Source organism: Streptomyces gottesmaniae (assembly GCF_031845845.1).
Classification (GTDB): domain Bacteria; phylum Actinomycetota; class Actinomycetes; order Streptomycetales; family Streptomycetaceae; genus Streptomyces; species Streptomyces akebiae.
The window spans coordinates 1-17,834 of sequence record NZ_JAVRFJ010000075.1 but is presented as its reverse complement, the minus strand read 5'-3'; the positions used below and the strand labels follow the sequence as shown (position 1 = coordinate 17,834).

Below are 17,834 nucleotides of genomic sequence, written 5' to 3'. Positions count from 1 at the left end.
CCCTGAAGAAGGCCGCCGAGGGCACGGACAACGTCCTCTACCCGATGCGCGAGGCGCTGAAGGCCCGCGCGACGGTCGGCGAGGTGTGCAACGCGCTGCGGGAGGTCTGGGGGACGTACATCCCCAGCGACACCTTCTGAAACTCCGGACACCAGCGGCGGGACGGGAAGACGCACCCGTCTCGCACGCACGCACGCCGTTCGCGCCGTCGGGGCGGAGCCGGGACGCTCCGGGTCCCGCGCCGGGGCAGCCGTTGAGAGGGCGATATCGCGCCCGGCCGGCGCCGGCGCGCCCGGTGGGCGGTCGTCCTCGACGAGATGACCGCCCACCCCCGGCCTTTTTCCGCGAGGCTGCCGTGCGGGAGGGCCCCGCGAGCCGGGGCGCGAGGGTCAGCGGACCCGGGCGGCCGTCCCGGGGAGTTGCTGGAGCGAAAGTCCCGCCGGGAGGTCCGAGCGGCCACTGACGTTGAGCTTGCGGTACACCCGGGTGAGATGCTGCTCGACCGTGCTGACCGTGATGTACAGCTGGCGTCCGATCTCCCGGTTGGTGTGCCCGAGCGCGGCCAGCGTGGCCACGCGGCGTTCGGCGTCGCTGAGGGCCGGGGCCGCCGAGGAGCCGCTGCCGGTCTCGGCCGGCTCACCGTCCGCCGAGCCGGACTGAGCGGGCCGCAGGAACTCCTCCGCACCGCTCGCCTTCGCCTCCTGCGTCGCCCGGCGGGCCATGATCCGGGCTCGCCGGAACTCGCCCAGGGTGTGATGGGCTTGACTGAGGTCGGCGAGGGCGTGGGCGAGTTCCAGTCGGTCGCCCGAGCTCTGCAGGGCGTCCACCGCGCGGCGCAGCAGCGCGGGACGCTGCTTGAGCGGGCTGGCCGACGCGAGCACCCGCAGCGCGCCGCCACGTGCTCGGGGATTCTTGCCGCCCGGCAGCTCCTCCTGGTCGAGGAGCAACTGCCGGGCCGTCTGCTCCCAGCCCAGGAGGAGGTTGGCCCGAGCCAGTTCGGTGCGCCACGGCACCAGGCAGGGGTGGTCCAGATTCCGCTCGCGCAGCATGTCACCGCACTGCTGGAGGTCGCTGACGGCAGCCAGGACCCGGTCGGCGGCCAGCCCGAACTGACCGCGGGCCAGGAGGTAGCGCGGGCCGAACACCGTGTCGTACATCTCCGGCGGCACATTGATCTGGGCGGTCTCCGCCCCGGCGGCCAGGTCGCCCATCGCGGCGTGCGCGGCGAGCAGTACCGACAGCGGCAGCCCCACGACGACCCCCCAGCCCTCGGGCGGGACCAGCGCCAGGGCGTGCTCGGCCCGCGACGCGGCGGCAGAGACGTCGCCCTGCCGCAGCGAGATGTCCGCCCGCAGCGTGGTGAACAGCGCCTCCCAGGTGCGGGCGTGGGAACGCTGGGTCTCCTGGATCAGGGCGTCGCACCAGCCCGCGGCGCGATCGAGGCGCCCCGCCATGGTGAGGGACGCCACCGAGGCGGCGATCACCTCCAGGGTCTCGTCCCCGACCTGGCAGCTGCGCAGCAGTCGTTCGCTCTCGTCCACCACGCGCTCGGCCTCGGACCGCATCGACGCCGACAGCACGGCCGCCGCCCGCGACCAGAGACTGCCCCCGGCGGTGCGCAGCTCGTGCAGAGGCGGCACCTCACGGTCCGTGCCGGCACTGCCCGACCGCGGATGGCGCAGGCCGTACATCCACAGGTGGGTGAGCTGCAGTTGCGCGAGCGCCGGAGCGTCCGCGGGGGAGGTGAGCTGGGCCGACACCTCTTCGAAGGCGCTCTGCGCCTGAGAGCCGCCGGCCCACAGCAAGTGCTGTACGACGGACACGGCCTCCTTCCCCTTGAGCCGGCCGTCACGCACCGCCTGATGGAGGGGCGGCAGATGCCGGGAGGACACGGCGGGATTCATGCGCCACTCGATGTGGTTGAGCGCCTTGTGCACCGCGGTGCGCGACTCGTCGTCGGGGCACCCTTTGAGCGCGAGCGCCAGACACTGCATGGCCAGCTCCTGGCGGTCCGTGGGCAGGGTCTGGCGGGCCGCCTCCAGCAGGGTGTCCATGGCCCAGCCGACGCCGACCGACTGCGCCTCGACGAGATGGGCCGCGATCTGCCAGGCCGCGGCGCCGTCCTCTTTCAGCAGTTCGGCGGCCCGCAGATGCAGGGACGAGCGGGTGTCGGCGTCGAGGCTCGCCAGGATGGCCGCGGCGGACGCGGGATGCCTGAAGCCCTGGCCGACGATCCCCGCCGCGTTCAGGGCCGCGAGTGCCTGCGAGACGGCGGTGGGGGTCAGACCGTAGAGCCTGCTCAGCCGGTCCTCGGAAGCCGATTCGCCCAGGACGGCGAGGGCGTGGGCGACGCTGCGCAGCGGAGCCTCACAGCGGTGCACGCATTCGACGACGGCCTGGCCGAAGGCCGCGGTCTCCGTCGCCGGGAGCCGTCGTCCGCTTCCCGTGCACAGCCGTGCCGCGCTGTCCTCCAGCAGGGCCTTGACCAGCATGGGGTTGCCGCCGCTCAACCGGTGCAGGCTGGTGGCGCACTGGTCCGTTTCGGCGGGAGGCAGATGCCTGTCCGCGAGTTCCGCCACGCCGCGCTCGCTGAGCATCCGGAGACGGAGGCGCTGGTGGGGATAGCGGGTGAACTCGAAGTGCCAGGGAGAGTGGCCGTGACCATGCTCCTGACGGGTGGTCAGGACGAGCAGGATGCGAGCCCGTCGTATTCGGCGTTGCAGATAGAGAAGAACCTGCCAGGAGGCGCCGTCCATGTAGTGGGTGTCGTCGACGGTCAGCACGATCGGCTGCGCCTGGGACAGCTCCTGGAGCAGCGCGCAGATCTGGTGGATGCGATGGGCCTCCGGCTGCCGCAGGGTGCGCGTCTCCAACTCGCTCTCACCCGGTGGCAGGGCCTCCACGGTGACGAGGCGGGAGGCGCGTTCGGCGATCTCCGGCGGCAGTGAACCGCTGTGGAACAGCTGGTCCACCACACCTAATTGGAGCGCGCGTTCCGCCTTCGAGCCGGTGGCCGCGAGATGCAGGGCGCCGGAGTCCACGGCCTGATGTGCCAGCGCCTCCAGCAGCGCCGTCTTTCCTGCGGCGATCGCCCCGCTGATCAGCACCGCTCTGCCGCGTCCCGCCGTGGCGTCCCCCAACAGTCCACTCAAGGTGTGCAGTTCCTCGTCGCGTTCCACGAGCAGCATGGCCGGTAACCCTCTCCCCGTTAGATGTCGCGTACGTACGTATGAATATATCGCATGAGCGTTCGTGGGCGAGTGTTTTGCTTTACCTACGTTTTAGACTGGCCCGGCTGACTCGGTGTGCTCGCGATCCCCCTTCGCGGCGGTCGTCCGAACGACGATAGGGGCCCGCCCACGGGAGTTAGGGGTTATCCCGTCCGGGGGCTCCACGTAAAGATTTCGTCGCCGGACCGCGGAATACCGAGGCGGCGACGCGACCCTCCCACGGGCTCGTCCCCGCCCCCTGCGGTGACTCTCCACCGGCTCGGACCTAGGGGGTTGGGTGAAAGCACTTGTTCTGTCCGGCGGATCCGGTACACGGCTCCGCCCGATCACGCACACGTCAGCAAAGCAGTTGGTACCCGTCGCCAACAAGCCCATCCTGTTCTACGTACTGGAGTCGATCGCCGCGACGGGCATCACCGACGTCGGCATCGTCGTCGGCCATACCGCCCAGGAGATCCAGGACGCCGTCGGGGACGGCTCGTCCTTCGGGCTCGACGTCACCTACATCAGCCAGGCCCAGCCGCTGGGCCTCGCCCACGCGGTACGCATCTCCCGGGACTACCTGGGCGACGACGACTTCGTCATGTACCTGGGCGACAACTTCATCATCGACGGCATCGAGGACCTCGTCGAACGGTTCCGCGACGAACGCCCCGACGCGCAGATCCTGCTGACCCGGGTCCCCGACCCGCGGGCGTTCGGCGTCGCGGTCCTCGACGAACAGGGGCGCGTCGTCGGTCTGGAGGAGAAGCCCGAACACCCGCGCAGCGACCTGGCGTTGGCCGGCGTCTACTTCTTCACCCCGCTCGTCCACGAAGCCGTACAGGCCGTCAAGCCCTCCTGGCGGGGCGAGTTGGAGATCACCGACTCCATCCAGTACCTCATCGACAGCGGAGCCGACGTCCGCTCGCAGATCATCAGCGGCTACTGGAAGGACACGGGGAACGTCACCGACATCCTGGAGGTGAACCGCATCATCCTGGAGGGCATCGAGACGTCCGTCGAGGGCGAGGTCGACGAGGCCTCGCAGATCATCGGACGCGTCGTGGTGGAGAGCGGGGCCCGGATCACGGGATCGCGCATCGTCGGCCCCGCACGCATCGGAGCCGGCACCGAGATCCACGACTCCTACATCGGCCCCTTCACCTCCGTGGCCGAAAACTGCCGCGTCTTCGACAGCGAACTGGAGTTCTCCATCATGATGCGGGAGTCGTCCGTCATCGGCATCCGCCGGATCGAGGCGTCCCTCATCGGCCGCCACGTGCACGGCACGTCCGTGCCCCGTGTCCCCAACGCCCACCGGCTGGTCCTCGGCGACCACAGCACCTTCCAGATCAGCTCATGACCACCCGGCTGCTCGTCACCGGCGCCGCGGGATTCATCGGCTCCACCTACGTCCGCCGGCTGCTCGACGACCGGTCCGACCTGCACATCACCGTCCTGGACCGGCTCACCTACGCGGGCAACCGCGCCAACCTCGACCTCACCCACCCCGCCCTCGACCTCGTCGAGGGAGACATCTGCGACACCGCCCTGGTGGACCGGCTCGTCGCGGACGCCGACCAGATCGTGCACTTCGCCGCCGAGAGCCATGTGGACCGGTCCATCGCCGGCTCCGCGGAGTTCGTCCGCACCAACGTGCTCGGCACACACACCCTGTTGGACGCCGCACTGCGCCACGACACCGACCGCTTCGTCCACGTATCGACGGACGAGGTCTACGGATCCATCGACGAAGGCTCCTGGCCGGAGACCGACCCCGTGCGCCCCAACTCCCCCTACTCGGCGTCCAAGGCCTCCAGCGACCTGCTCGCCCTGGCCTGCCACCGCACCCACGGCCTCGACGTGCGGATCACCCGGTGCTCCAACAACTATGGCCCCTACCAGCATCCCGAGAAGGTCATCCCCCTCTTCGTCACCAACCTCCTGGACGGCCGCCGCGTCCCCCTCTACGGAGACGGCCGCAACGTCCGCGACTGGCTGCACGTCGAGGACCACTGCGCCGCCATCGAATGCGTCCGCGAGCACGGCGGCGCCGGCGAGGTCTACAACGTCGGCGGCGGAACCGAGCTGAGCAACCGCGAGCTCACCGCACTACTCCTGGAGGCCTGCGGCACCGGCTGGGACAGCGTCGAGTACGTCACCGACCGCAAGGGCCACGACCTGCGCTACTCCGTCGACTGGTCCAAGATCGCCACCCTCGGGTACGCCCCCTCCCACGACTTCCGCAAGGGGCTCGCGGAGACCGTCGACTGGTACCGCGACAACCGCTCGTGGTGGGAGCCGACGAAGTACCGCACCCCTGCATGACCGCCCCTGCTCCGCCCTCCTGCGCCCCGCCCGGTCTCCGCTCCCCCCGCACCTCTCCTCTCTCCGGTGAAGGAACTCCATGCGCGTCCTCATGACGGTGTTCGCCAACAGCTCCCACCTCTTCAACCTCGTCCCTCTGGCCTGGGCGCTCACCACGGCCGGACACGAGGTCCGCATCGCCAGCCAGCCCGACAACGTCCAGGCCATCAGCGACTGCGGCCTCACCGCGGTGCCGGTCGGCAACGAGCTCAACATCATGGAACTGGCCCGCTCCACCCCCCGCGAGGAGATGGCCAACGGCGGCGTCCTCACCCTCAACGAGACCCGCCCCGAGAAGCTCACCTGGGACTACGTCCACGACAGTTTCGCCCAACACGCCCAGCTCTACGACTACATGGCCGACCGCGCCATGACCGACGAGCTCGTCGAGTACGCCCGCCACTGGCAGCCCGACCTCGTCGTCTGGGACGCCCTCACCTACGCCGGCCCGATCGTCGCCGAAGCCGTGGGCGTCCCGCACGTCCGCATGCTTTTCGGCCTCGACCACTGGGGGCGGATGCGCGACGCCTTCCACCGACTGGCAGCGGAACGCCCCTCGGAGCACCGGCACGACCCGGTCGCCGACTGGCTCGGCGCCAAGGGGTCCCCCTACGGCGTCCCCTTCGACGAGACGCTCGCCACGGGACGGGCGACCCTGGCCGTGGCACCCCCCTGGATGGGGTTCCCCACCGAGCTGCCCACGATCACCATGCGGCACATCCCCTTCAACGGGCCCGCCGTCGTCCCCGACTGGCTGCGCAAGCCCGCCGACCGGCCGCGGATCTGCCTCACCCTGGGGCTGACGCTCCGTGACATAGCCGACAAGAGGGCCCCTCTCGCCGACTTCGTCCGCGCCGTCGCCGACATCGACGCGGAGGTCGTGGCCACCTTCGGCGAGGAGCAGCTCGCCGAGATGGGCGAACTCCCCGACAACGTCCGGGCCGTGGACTTCGTCCCGCTGCACGCCCTCCTGCCGACCTGCTCCGCCCTCGTCCACCACGGCGGCGGTGGCACCCGCACCAACGCGATCATGCACGGCGTTCCCCAACTGATCGTCCCCAACTGGCTCTGGGACGAGCGCGACATCGCGCACCGGTTCGCCGAACGCGGGGCGGCGCTCGTCACCGAGGCCTCCGACCTGACCCCGGAGCGGCTCCGTGAGCAACTGCGCCGCCTCCTCTCGGACCCGTCGTTCCAGGCCGCCGCCGACGAGATCCAGAAGGAGTACGCCGCCCTGCCCAGCCCCAACGCGACGGTCGCCGAGCTGGAACGGCTCGCCGAGCACGGCCGCGGCCTCTAAGGGGGGTTAGGGGTAGGCGGCCCCTACCCCTGCCCCCGTAGCGTGTGGAGCGTTCGGACTGCCCCTCGATATGCAATGACATATTTGCGATCCGAAAACGAAGCCGCAGATTCCGCAGGGTTCCTCCGCCGATATCTGCGGATCCACTCTGTCGCGCCCCCTCGGCTTATTCAGGCCGGGTTCAGGAAGTGCCCGACAGGTGTTTATCAACCGACCCCTGACCGACCCCGCTTTACGAGGTGATGGTGTGGAGAACGAAAAGAAGCTTCTCGATTACCTCAAGCGGGCCACCACGGACCTACGGGAAGTGCGGCGCCGTCTGCGTGAATTGGAGGAGCGGGACCAGGAGCCCATTGCGATCGTCGGCATCGGCTGCCGCTTCCCCCGGGGGATCCGGACGCCGGAGCAGCTGTGGACCCTCGTGGTGGGCGGCGAGGAGGCCCTCACCCCCTTCCCCGAGGACCGCGGCTGGGACATCGACAGTCTCTACCACCCCGACCCCGAGCACCTCGGCACCAGCTACACCAAGGTCGGCGCGTTCCTGCATGACGCGGCGGAGTTCGACCCTGGGTTCTTCGGGATCTCGCCGCGTGAGGCGTTGGCGATGGATCCGCAGCAGCGGTTGCTGCTGGAGACGTCGTGGGAGGCGATCGAGCGGGCGGGTATCGATCCCACCACCCTGCGCGGCAGCCGGACCGGCGTCTTCACCGGTCTCATGTACTTCGACTACGGCTCCCGGGTGCGGTCCGCACCCGACGACATCGAGGGCTATCTCGGTAACGGCAGCGCGGGCAGCATCGCCTCGGGCCGGGTCTCCTACACGTTCGGTTTCGAGGGCCCGGCCGTCACGGTCGACACGGCCTGCTCCTCGTCCCTCGTGGCCATCCACCTCGCCGCACAGTCCCTGCGCAAGGGCGAGTCCGCACTCGCGCTGGCCGGCGGGGCGTCGATCATGTCGACCCCGGACGTCTTCGTCGACTTCAGCCGCCAACGGGGTCTCGCCGCCGACGGCCGCTGCAAGGCGTACGCGGCGGGCGCGGACGGGACGGGCTGGGGTGAGGGCGTGGGTGTCCTCGTCCTGGAGCGGTTGTCCGACGCCCGGCGCAACGGCCGTCGGGTGCTGGGGCTGGTGCGGGGTTCCGCCGTCAACCAGGACGGTGCGAGCAGCGGTCTGACGGCGCCGAACGGTCCGTCGCAGCAGCGGGTGATTCGTCAGGCGTTGGCGAACGCGGGTCTGACGCCGGCCGAGGTGGACGCGGTCGAGGGGCATGGCACCGGGACGAAGTTGGGCGACCCGATCGAGGCGCAGGCGTTGCTGTCGACGTATGGGCAGGAGCGGGAGGGTGGCCGGCCGTTGTGGCTGGGGTCGGTCAAGTCGAATGTGGGTCATACGCAGGCTGCTGCGGGTGTGGCGGGTGTGATCAAGATGGTGATGGCGATGCGGGCGGGGGTGTTGCCGAGGACGTTGCATGTGGGTGAGCCGTCGCCGCATGTGGATTGGTCTGCGGGTGCGGTCGAGCTGCTGACCGAGGCGCGGGAGTGGCCTGAGATGGGTCGTCCGCGTCGGGCGGGTGTGTCGTCGTTCGGGATCAGTGGGACGAACGCGCATGTGATCGTGGAGCAGGCGCCGGTGGGGGAGTCTGTCGTCGAGCCTGGTGTGGTGCCGGAGGTTGCGGTGCCGTGGGTGGTGTCGGGTAAGTCGGCGGAGGCTCTGGCGGGCCAGGCGGAGCGACTCGCGGAGACGGTCTCCGGTGCGGACGTGTCGGCTGCTGGTGTGGGTTGGTCGTTGGTGAGTGGCCGTTCGGTGTTCCGGCATCGGGCGGTGGCCGTTGGCCAGGACGTGGATGGGTTGCTGGCGGGGGTGCGTGCGCTGGCGGCCGGGTCCTCGGATGTGGCTGATGTGGTGTCCGGGGTGGCGGATGTGGCGGGTCGTCGGGTGTTCGTGTTTCCCGGTCAGGGTTCGCAGTGGGTGGGGATGGCGGAGGGGTTGTTGGAGTCCTCGCCGGTGTTCGGCGCGCGGATGGCGGAGTGTGGGGCGGCGTTGGAGCCGTTCGTGGAGTGGTCGTTGCTGGATGTGGTGCGGGGGGTGGAGGGTGCGGCGTCGTTGGAGCGGGTGGATGTGGTCCAGCCCGTGTTGTGGGCGGTGATGGTCTCGCTGGCGGCGGTGTGGCGTTCGGTGGGTGTCGAGCCGGATGCGGTGGTGGGGCATTCGCAGGGGGAGATCGCGGCGGCGGTGGTGGGTGGCTGGTTGTCCCTGTCGGACGGTGCGCGGGTGGTGGCGTTGCGGTCGCGTGCGATCGGTGAGGTGCTGGCCGGTGGTGGGGGGATGCTCGCGGTCCAGGCGTCGGCCGAGGAGGTGGAGGTCTGGCTTGAGGGTGTGGCGGGTGTGAATGTGGCGGCGGTGAACGGCCCCCGCTCGGTGGTCCTCTCCGGCACGCGCGAAGGCCTGGAGGCTTGCGTGGAGGCCTGGTCGGCGCGGGGGGTGTGGGTGAAGTGGGTGCCGGTGGACTACGCCTCGCACTCCGAGCAGGTGGAGCGGGTTCGTGACCGGATCCTGGCCGACCTCGCGCCGGTTGTGCCGCTGGCGGGTGGGGTGCCGATGTTGTCGACGATGACGGGTGAGTGGGTCGGTGTCGGGGGCGAGGACGGTGGTCTGGGTGCTGGCTATTGGGTGGAGAATCTGCGGCGTCCGGTGCGGTTCGCGGATGCCACCCGCCGGCTGGCGGAGGAAGGCTTCGGCGCGTTCGTCGAGTTGAGCGCGCATCCGGTCCTGGTGATGGGGATCGAGGAGACGATCGACGCGGCCCGTGGCGAGAGTGCGGAGGATGCCGCTTCTGTTGTGGCGGTGGGGACGTTGCGTCGAGGTGAGGGTGGTTGGGATCAGTTCCTGCGCTCTCTCGCGGGTCTGTTCGTGCGTGGTGCGGCGGAGCCGGACTGGAAGCTGCTGCTGGGTGGTCCTCACCCGAGGGTGGAGTTGCCGACGTATGCCTTCCAGCGGGAGCGGTTGTGGCTGGATGCGGGTGTGGTGTCGGGTGATGTGGCGGGGCTGGGGCAGGTCGCCGTCGAGCACGAACTGCTGGGTGCGGGTGTGGGCGTTGCGGGGGCTGGTGGGGTGTTGTTCACCGGCCGGATCGCGCGGTCGTCGCATCCGTGGCTGGCTGATCATGCGGTGTCGGGTGTGGTGTTGTTGCCGGGGGCTGCGTTCGTGGAGTTGGTGGTGCGGGCCGGTGACGAGGTGGGGTGCGGGCGTGTCGAGGAGTTGATGCTGGCGGCGCCGTTGGTGGTGCCGGCTTCGGGTTCGGTGCAGGTGCAGGTCGTGGTGGGCGCGGAGGAGGACGGCGGTCGCCGCTCGGTGGGCGTCTACTCCGGCTCGGATGAGGGGGTGGAGGGGCAGTGGACGTGTCATGCCACCGGTTTCCTCACCGTGGACTCCGAACTCCAGTCGCAGACACAGCCGTTGGCGGGAGTGTGGCCCCCGCCGGGCGCCGACCGCGTCGATCTCGTCGGTGTGTATGAGGACTTGGCGGCGGAGGGTTACGAGTACGGCCCGCTCTTCCAGGGCCTGAGCAGCGTATGGCGCCGGGGTGAGGAGGTGTTCGCCGAGGTCGCTCTCCCGGACGGTACCGCGGTGGACGGCTTCGGTCTGCACCCGGCGCTGCTCGATGCCGCCCTTCAGGCAGCGGGCTTCGGTTCGTTCGTCCCTGAGCAGGGAGAGGGGATGCGGCTGCCGTTCGCCTGGTCGGGTGTGTCGCTCTACGCCTCGGGCGCGTCGTCGTTGCGGGTCCGTCTGTGGCCGGTGGGCGACGATGGCTTCGGCGTGGAGTTGGCTGACGCGGCTGGGTTGCCCGTCGCCCGTGTCGACTCCCTCGTCACCCGCGAGATAAGCGCCGAACAGCTCAACGCCGCCGCGAGCGGACGTGACGTGACCGACGACGCTCTGTGGCGGTTGTCCTGGACCCCCGTCAGCGCGACGTCGGGCGAAGGCCGGCGGGCGGAGTGGGTGGTCCTGGGTGAAGGCAGCACCCTGGTCGGAGGCGTCGGCACCATGGCGGACCCGGCGGAGCTCAAGGTGCTCGCGGACGCGGGTGGCGACCTCCCCGAGTGGGTGCTGGTGGATGTGGAGGCTTGGGCGGCCGCTTCAGCGCCGGACTTCGGTGCCGGTGCCGGTCTCGGCGCCGGCCTCCCGGGCGAGGTGCGAAGTGTCACCAAGCGGGCGCTGACGCTGATACAGCAGTGGCTGTCCGACGACCGGTGGGCCTCGTCCCGGCTGGTATGGGTGACGCGTGGCGCTGTCGGCGTCCATGCCGACGAGCCGGTACCGGGGCTGGCCCTCTCGGGCGTGTGGGGTCTGGTGCGTGCCGCGCAGTCGGAGCACCCCGACCGGTTCGCACTCCTCGACCTCCCCCCGGCCGAAGATTCGGCGGGCTCCAGCGGGCCTTCTGCGGACGTCCCGCAGGCGCCGGTGGACGAGATCCTCGCGGTACTGGCTGCCGGCGAACCCCAACTTGCCCTGCGTGAGGGCGCGTTGCTGGCCGCCCGCCTTGCGCCCGCCCGGAGCGGCGAGGCGCTGATCGCGCCCGTGGGCGACACTCCCTGGCGCCTCGCCAAGGACCCCGGCGGCAACCTCGACGCGCTCACCGTCGTGCCGGCACCCGACCTGGTGGAGCCGCTCGGTGAAGGGCAGGTGCGGATAGCGGTTCGCGCGGCCGGAGTGAACTTCCGCGACGTCCTGATGGCACTCGGCATGGTCCCGGCCCGCGGCACCCAACTCGGCGGGGAGGCAGCGGGAGTGGTGACGCACCTCGGCCCCGGAGTGACCGGCGTGGCGGTGGGCGACCGCGTCATGGGTGTCTTCGACGGTCCCTTCGGCCCGGTCGCCGTCGCGGACCGGCGCATGGTGGCACGTATCCCCGACACGTGGACGTACGCCGAGGCCGCGACCGTCCCGCTGGTGTACCTCACCGCGTACTACGGCCTGGTCGACCTGGCCTCGGTCAAGCCGGGTGACCGTGTCCTGGTGCATGCCGCGACCGGCGGTGTCGGCATGGCCGCCGTCCAGCTCGCCCGGCATCTCGGCGCCGAGGTGTACGGCACGGCCGGTCCCGGCAAGCGGGCCACGCTCCGCGCGATGGGATTCGACGAGCGGCACATGGCCTCCAGCAGATCGCTGGACTTCGCGGACCACTTCCTCAGCGGCACGGGCGGCGAGGGCGTCGATGTCGTCCTCAACTCCCTCGCCCACGAGTACGTCGACGCCTCTCTGCGGCTGCTGCCTCGCGGCGGCCACTTCCTGGAGATGGGCAAGACGGACATCCGGGAGGCCGACGAGGTCGCGGCCGCCCACCCAGGCGTCGCGTACCAGGCGTACGACCTGACCGTCCTCACCGGCGTCGGCAGCCCGGGGGCCGTCCCCGAGCGCATTCAGGAGATCCTCGCCGAACTGCTCGCCCTCTTCGACAAGGGTGCGCTCCGGCCGCTTCCGGTCACCACCTGGGACGTTCGGCGGGCGTCCGCCGCGCTGCGCCACATGTCGCAGGCCCGGCACACCGGCAAGATCGCCCTGACCGTCCCACAGCGGCTGAACCCGGACGGCACCGTCCTCGTCACCGGCGGCACGGGAGTCCTGGGCCGCCTCCTGGCCCGCCACCTGATCGCCGAACACGGCGTCCGCAATCTGCTGCTGGTCAGCCGACGGGGCGAGGACGCGCCGGGTGCCGAGTCCCTGCGGGACGAACTCACCGCGCTGGGCGCCGACGTACGCATCGTGGCCTGCGACACCTCCGACCGGGCCGCGCTGGCGTCACTGCTCGCGACCGTGCCTGCGGGAGCACCTCTGACCGGTGTCTTCCACACGGCGGGTGTGCTGGACGACGGTGTGGTCGAGGCCATGACGCCCGACCGTATCGACGCTGTCATGCGGCCCAAGGTGGATGCCGCGTGGAATCTGCACGAGCTGACCCGGGATCTCGATCTGGCGGCCTTCGTGCTGTACTCCTCGGCCGCCGGTGTGTCCGGTGACGCGGGCCAGGCCAACTACGCTGCCGCGAACGTCTTCCTCGACGCCCTCGCCCAGCGGCGAAGGGCGGGGGGCCTGCCCGGGCAGTCGCTCGCCTGGGGGCTGTGGGACGACCGGAGCGAGATGACCGGCCACCTCGGTGAGGCCGATCTCGTACGGCTGGCCGAGGCCGGTGTCCGGGGACTCGCCGCCGGGGAGGGCCTGGCCCTTCTCGACCACGCCCACGGTTTCGACGATGCCCTGCTGGTCCCGATGCGTCTGGACACCGCAGCGCTCGCCGCGGACGCCGCACCCGTACCGCACCTGTTCCGCGGGATCGTGCGGACGCCCGTCGCCCGCCGGGTCGCCGCCGACGACACGGGAAGCCAGGGCACGGACCTGGAGACCCGGCTCGCGGGCCTCTCGCCGGCCGAGCGCGACGAGACCGTCCTGGAACTCGTACGCGAACGGGTCGCCGCCGTCCTCGGGCACACCGGCCCCGACGCCGTCGAACCGGCCAGGGCCTTCAAGGAGCTCGGCTTCGACTCGCTCACCGCCGTCGAACTGCGCAATCGGCTCAACACCGCCACCGGGTTGCGGCTGCCCGCCACCCTGGTCTTCGACTACCCGACGCCCACGGCGCTCGCCCAGTACCTGCTGACGGAACTCGCGCCGGGCCTGCCCACCGAGGAACCGCTCGGCGTCCGGCTGCTGGAACAACTCGCCCACATCGAAGCGGTGATGGGGGAGTCCGCCGCGACAGCCGACTTCGACGCCGACCTTCACTCGGCCGTCACCGCACGCCTCAACAGCATGATGACCGCGTGGAACAGCGCCCAGCGCGCACCGGATCACGGCGCGGCAGCGGTGGAACTGGACGCCGCCAGCGACGACGAGATCTTCGACTTCATCGACAGCACCTTCGGGAAGTCCTGACCCCTCCCGCCCCCTCGGGCCCCGCGCTGACCCACCGACGCTCCCGCGTTCTCGCATCCCTGGACGCTCGCATACCTGGACGGGTGAACTACTCATGGCCAACGAAGCCAAGCTCCGCGAATACCTGAAGCGCGTCACCACCGATCTGCACGAGACCACCGAGCGCCTGCGCGAGGTCGAGGGCAGGGCGAACGAACCGATCGCGATCGTGGGTATGAGCTGCCGCTTCCCTGGCGGTGTCGAGACCCCCGACCAGCTGTGGGAGTTGTTCCGCTCGGGCCGTGACGCGATCAGCGGCTTCCCCGAAGGGCGCGGCTGGGACATCGAGGGCCTCTACCACCCGGACCCCGATCACGCGGGTACGAGCTACACCCGTGAGGGCGGTTTCGTCGACGGCGCCGAAAGGTTCGACGCCGGACTGTTCGGCATCTCGCCGCGCGAGGCGGTCGCCATGGATCCGCAGCAGCGGCTCCTGCTGGAGGCCTCCTGGGAGGCCCTGGAAGGGAGCGGACTCGACCCGCTCCGGCTCAAGGGCAGCAGGACAGGTGTGTTCGTCGGCGTGATGTCCTCCGACTACGGCCTCCACAAGGGCGCCGCCGTCGACGGGGCCGAGGGCCACCTCAGCACCGGCACGCACTCCAGCATCGTGTCCGGGCGCATCTCGTACGTACTCGGCCTGGAGGGTCCCGCGGTCTCGATCGACACCGCCTGCTCCTCCTCCCTGGTCGCCCTCCACTCCGCCGCCCACGCCCTCCGCCAGCAGGAATGCACCCTGGCGCTGGCCGGCGGTGTCACGGTCATGGCGACGCCCGAACGTTTCGTCGAGTTCAGCCGCCAGCGGGCCCTCTCCCCGGACGGGCGTTGCAAGGCCTTCTCTGCGGACGCGGACGGGACGGGTTGGTCCGAGGGTGTGGGTGTCCTCGTTCTGGAGCGGTTGTCGGATGCGCGGCGCAATGGTCATCAGGTGCTGGCGGTCATCAAGGGTTCGGCGCTCAATCAGGACGGTGCGAGCAATGGTCTGACGGCGCCGAATGGTCCGTCGCAGCAGCGGGTGATCCGTCAGGCGCTGGCGAACGCGGGTCTGACGGCGGCCGAGGTGGATGCGGTGGAGGCCCACGGTACGGGCACGACGCTCGGCGACCCGATCGAGGCGCAGGCGCTCCTCGCCACCTACGGCCAAGGGCGTGACGAGGATCGGCCTCTGTGGCTCGGATCCTCGAAGTCGAACTTCGGTCATACGCAGGCTGCTGCGGGTGTGGCGGGTGTGATCAAGATGGTGCTGGCGTTGCGGGCGGGGGTGCTGCCCAAGACGCTGCACATCGAAGAGCCTTCGCCGCACGTGGACTGGTCCGCCGGGTCGATCGAGCTGCTGACCGAGGCGCGTGAGTGGCCGCGGAACGCAGGTCGTCCACGTCGGGCCGGTGTCTCCTCCTTCGGATTCAGTGGAACCAACGCGCACGTGATCCTTGAGGAGGCTCCCGCTACGGATCCCGAAGCGTCCGAGTCGGAGACGGCGGATGCACCGGTGGGTGTGCTGGTGCCGTGGGTGGTGTCGGGTAGGTCGGTGGGGGCGTTGCGGGCGCAGGCGGGGCGGTTGCTTGATCAGCAGGGGTCGGCTGCCTCGGCTGGCTCGGCTGCGTCGGTTGTGGATGTGGCGTTTTCTTTGGGTGTGTCGCGGGCGGGGTTGGAGCATCGGGGTGTGGTGCTGGGGGCTTCGCGTGAGGAGTTGTTGGGGTCGTTGGGGGTGTTGGCGTCTGGTGGTGAGGCGCCTGGTGTGGTGTCGGGTCGGGTGGTGGATGGCCGGCTGGCGTTGTTGTTCACGGGTCAGGGTGCTCAGCGGGTGGGCATGGGCCGGGAGTTGGCGTCTGCTTTTCCGGTGTTCGCGGAGTCGTTGGAGCGGACGTGTGACCTGCTGGACGTGGGCTTGGCGGATCTTGGGCTGCCGTTGCGGGAGGTGTTGTTCGCTCGGGCGGGGGGTGCTGCTGATGGTCTGTTGAGGCGGACGGTGTATGCGCAGGCGGCGTTGTTCGCGGTCGAGGTGGCGTTGTTCCGGTTGGTGGAGTCCTTCGGGGTGCGTCCGGATTTCGTGGCGGGGCATTCGGTGGGGGAGATCGCTGCCGCGCATGTGGCTGGGGTGTTGTCGCTGGAGGATGCGGCGGTGCTGGTGGCTGCGCGGGGCCGGTTGATGGATGCGTTGCCGGAGGGTGGCGTGATGGTGGCGGTGCAGGCCGCCGAGGTGGAGGTCCGAGAGCTGCTGGAAGGTGTCAGCGGGGCGGGTATTGCTGCGGTGAACGGGCCGCGTGCGGTGGTCGTGTCCGGTGACGAGGCCGCTGTCGCCCCGGTGGTGGAGGTGTTGCGTGGGCGTGGGGTGAAGACCAAGCGGCTCGACGTCAGTCATGCTTTCCACTCTCCGTTGATGGAGCCGATGCTTGCTGAGTTCGGTGCGGTGGTGGAGGGGTTGTCGTTCCACGCGCCGTCGCTGGGTGTGGTGTCGAACGTGACGGGTGCCGTGGCTTCGGCCGAAGAGCTGTGTGTGCCGGAGTACTGGGTGCGGCATGTCCGTGAGGCGGTTCGTTTCGGTGATGGTGTGGAGGCGTTGGTCGCTGCTGGTGTGTCGTCGTTCGTGGAGTTGGGTCCCGATGGTGTGCTGAGTGCGATGGCACGCGAGTCGCTGGCTGAGGGCTCGGATGTGGCGTGTGTGCCGGTGATGCGGCGCGACCGTGACGAGGTGCGGGAGTTTTTGACCGGCCTGGCGCGGCTCTCTGTCCGTGGCGTGCCGGTGAGTTGGGAGCCGTTGACGGCGGGTGGGCGTCGTGTCGAGCTGCCCACGTACGCCTTCCAGCGGGAGCGGTACTGGCTGGATGTTCCCTCGGCTGTCGGCGATGTGACCACCGCTGGGTTGTCGCCTTCGGAACACCCGCTTCTCGGTGCGATCATGCGGCGGGCGGATGCCGACGGCGTGGTCTTCACGGGCCGTTGGTCATTGCGGTCGCATCCGTGGCTGGGTGAGCACCGGGTGGGATCGTCGGTGGTGTTCCCGGGGACCGGCTTCGTCGAGTTGCTCGTGCGGGCGGGGGACGAGGTCGGCTGCGGGCGAATCGAAGAGCTGACCCAGGAGACGCCTCTCGTCGTGCCCGAAGACGGTGCCCTCCGGCTTCAGGTCGTGGTGGGAGCTCCGGAGAAGTCCGGGCTGCGAGGCGTTGCCGTGTACTCGCGGATGGAGGACGCGGACGAGGACATGCCGTGGACGCGGCATGCCAGTGGTCTGCTGAGTCCTTCGCAGACGTCGGCCGGGTTCGAGCTGGCACAGTGGCCGCCCGCCGGAGCGGAGGCACTCGACGTCGACAACCTCTACCAGCGCCTGGCGGAGGCCGGCCTCGTCTACGGCGAGCGGTTCCAGGGCCTCAAGGCCGGGTGGATCAAGGGCGAGGACATCTACGCCGAGATACGGCTGCCCGAGCACGCCGTCGCTGAGGCGGAGCGGTACGCCCTGCACCCGGCTGCCCTGGATGCCGCCCTTCAGGCGAGCGGCCTCAATGACACTCCCGAGATGCAGGCGACGGCATACGTCCCGTTCTCGTGGTCGGGGGTGTCGTTGTTCGCGGTGGGTGCGTCGGTGTTGCGGGTGTGTGTGCGGCATGTGGCGCGGGATCGGGTGTCGTTGTGGGTGGCTGATGGTGTGGGTGTGCCGGTGGCGGTGGTGGAGTCGTTGGTGTTGCGGGCGATTTCGTCGGGTCGGGTGGCTGCTGCTGGTGGTGGGGTGCCGGTGGTGGCGGGTGGTGGGTTGTATGAGGTGGTGTGGTCGTCGTGGGCTGGTTCTGTGTCTGGTGGGGCTGGTGCTGTGACGGGTGGTGGGGAGGCCGCGGCGGGTGTGGTCGTGGTGGACCGTGCGGAGGTGGGTTCTTCGCGTGTGGTGCTGGAGCGGGTGTTGGAGGAGCTTCAGGGGTGTGTGTCGGGGGTGGGTGCTGGGTCTCGTGTGGTGGTGACGCGGGGTGCGGTGCCGGTGGGTGTGGGTGGTGTGGTG

The 17,834-nt window shown here is 70.1% G+C and carries 7 protein-coding genes; 6 read left to right on the top strand and 1 reads right to left on the bottom strand.

Annotation, left to right across the window (positions count from 1 at the left end; genetic code table 11):
• On the top strand, positions 1-140 hold a 140-nt coding region (locus RM704_RS43930), incomplete at its 5' end, for a methylmalonyl-CoA mutase family protein (protein ID WP_311593472.1).
• Between the two features lie 249 nt (positions 141-389).
• Here RM704_RS43930 and RM704_RS43925 read toward each other — a convergent pair.
• Positions 390-3,188 carry a helix-turn-helix transcriptional regulator gene (locus RM704_RS43925; protein ID WP_052146493.1) on the bottom strand — a complete coding sequence of 933 codons (2,799 nt, stop codon included), beginning with the start codon at positions 3,186-3,188 and terminating at the stop codon, positions 390-392.
• 319 nt (positions 3,189-3,507) lie between these two features.
• Here RM704_RS43925 and RM704_RS43920 point away from each other — a divergent pair, with 319 nt between their 5' ends.
• From RM704_RS43920 to RM704_RS43900, 5 genes are all read left to right on the top strand, one after another.
• Entirely contained in the window at positions 3,508-4,575 is a 1,068-nt protein-coding gene (locus tag RM704_RS43920) for a glucose-1-phosphate thymidylyltransferase (protein WP_033531811.1), read from the top strand.
• Positions 4,572-5,540 (top strand): dTDP-glucose 4,6-dehydratase, encoded by a 969-nt coding sequence (rfbB, locus tag RM704_RS43915; RefSeq protein WP_033531812.1) that lies wholly within the window; start codon positions 4,572-4,574, stop codon positions 5,538-5,540. The genes RM704_RS43920 and rfbB overlap by 4 nt, the downstream gene beginning before the upstream one ends.
• A 79-nt stretch (positions 5,541-5,619) precedes the next feature.
• Entirely contained in the window at positions 5,620-6,879 is a 1,260-nt protein-coding gene (locus tag RM704_RS43910; RefSeq protein ID WP_033531813.1) for an activator-dependent family glycosyltransferase, read from the top strand.
• 247 nt (positions 6,880-7,126) lie between these two features.
• Positions 7,127-13,810 carry a type I polyketide synthase gene (locus tag RM704_RS43905; protein ID WP_052146494.1) on the top strand — a complete coding sequence of 2,228 codons (6,684 nt, stop codon included), beginning with the start codon at positions 7,127-7,129 and terminating at the stop codon, positions 13,808-13,810.
• Between the two features lie 94 nt (positions 13,811-13,904).
• Positions 13,905-17,834: type I polyketide synthase (locus RM704_RS43900; RefSeq protein WP_311593467.1), on the top strand; the 3,930-nt coding region annotated here is incomplete at its 3' end.

Excerpts from the sequence above, each read along its gene's own strand:
- RM704_RS43925 (WP_052146493.1), bottom strand. The coding sequence starts at position 3,188 with ATGCTGCTCGTGGAACGCGACGAGGAACTGCACACCTTGAGTGGACTG.
- rfbB (WP_033531812.1), top strand. The coding sequence starts at position 4,572 with ATGACCACCCGGCTGCTCGTCACCGGCGCCGCGGGATTCATCGGCTCC.
- RM704_RS43910 (WP_033531813.1), top strand. The coding sequence starts at position 5,620 with ATGCGCGTCCTCATGACGGTGTTCGCCAACAGCTCCCACCTCTTCAAC.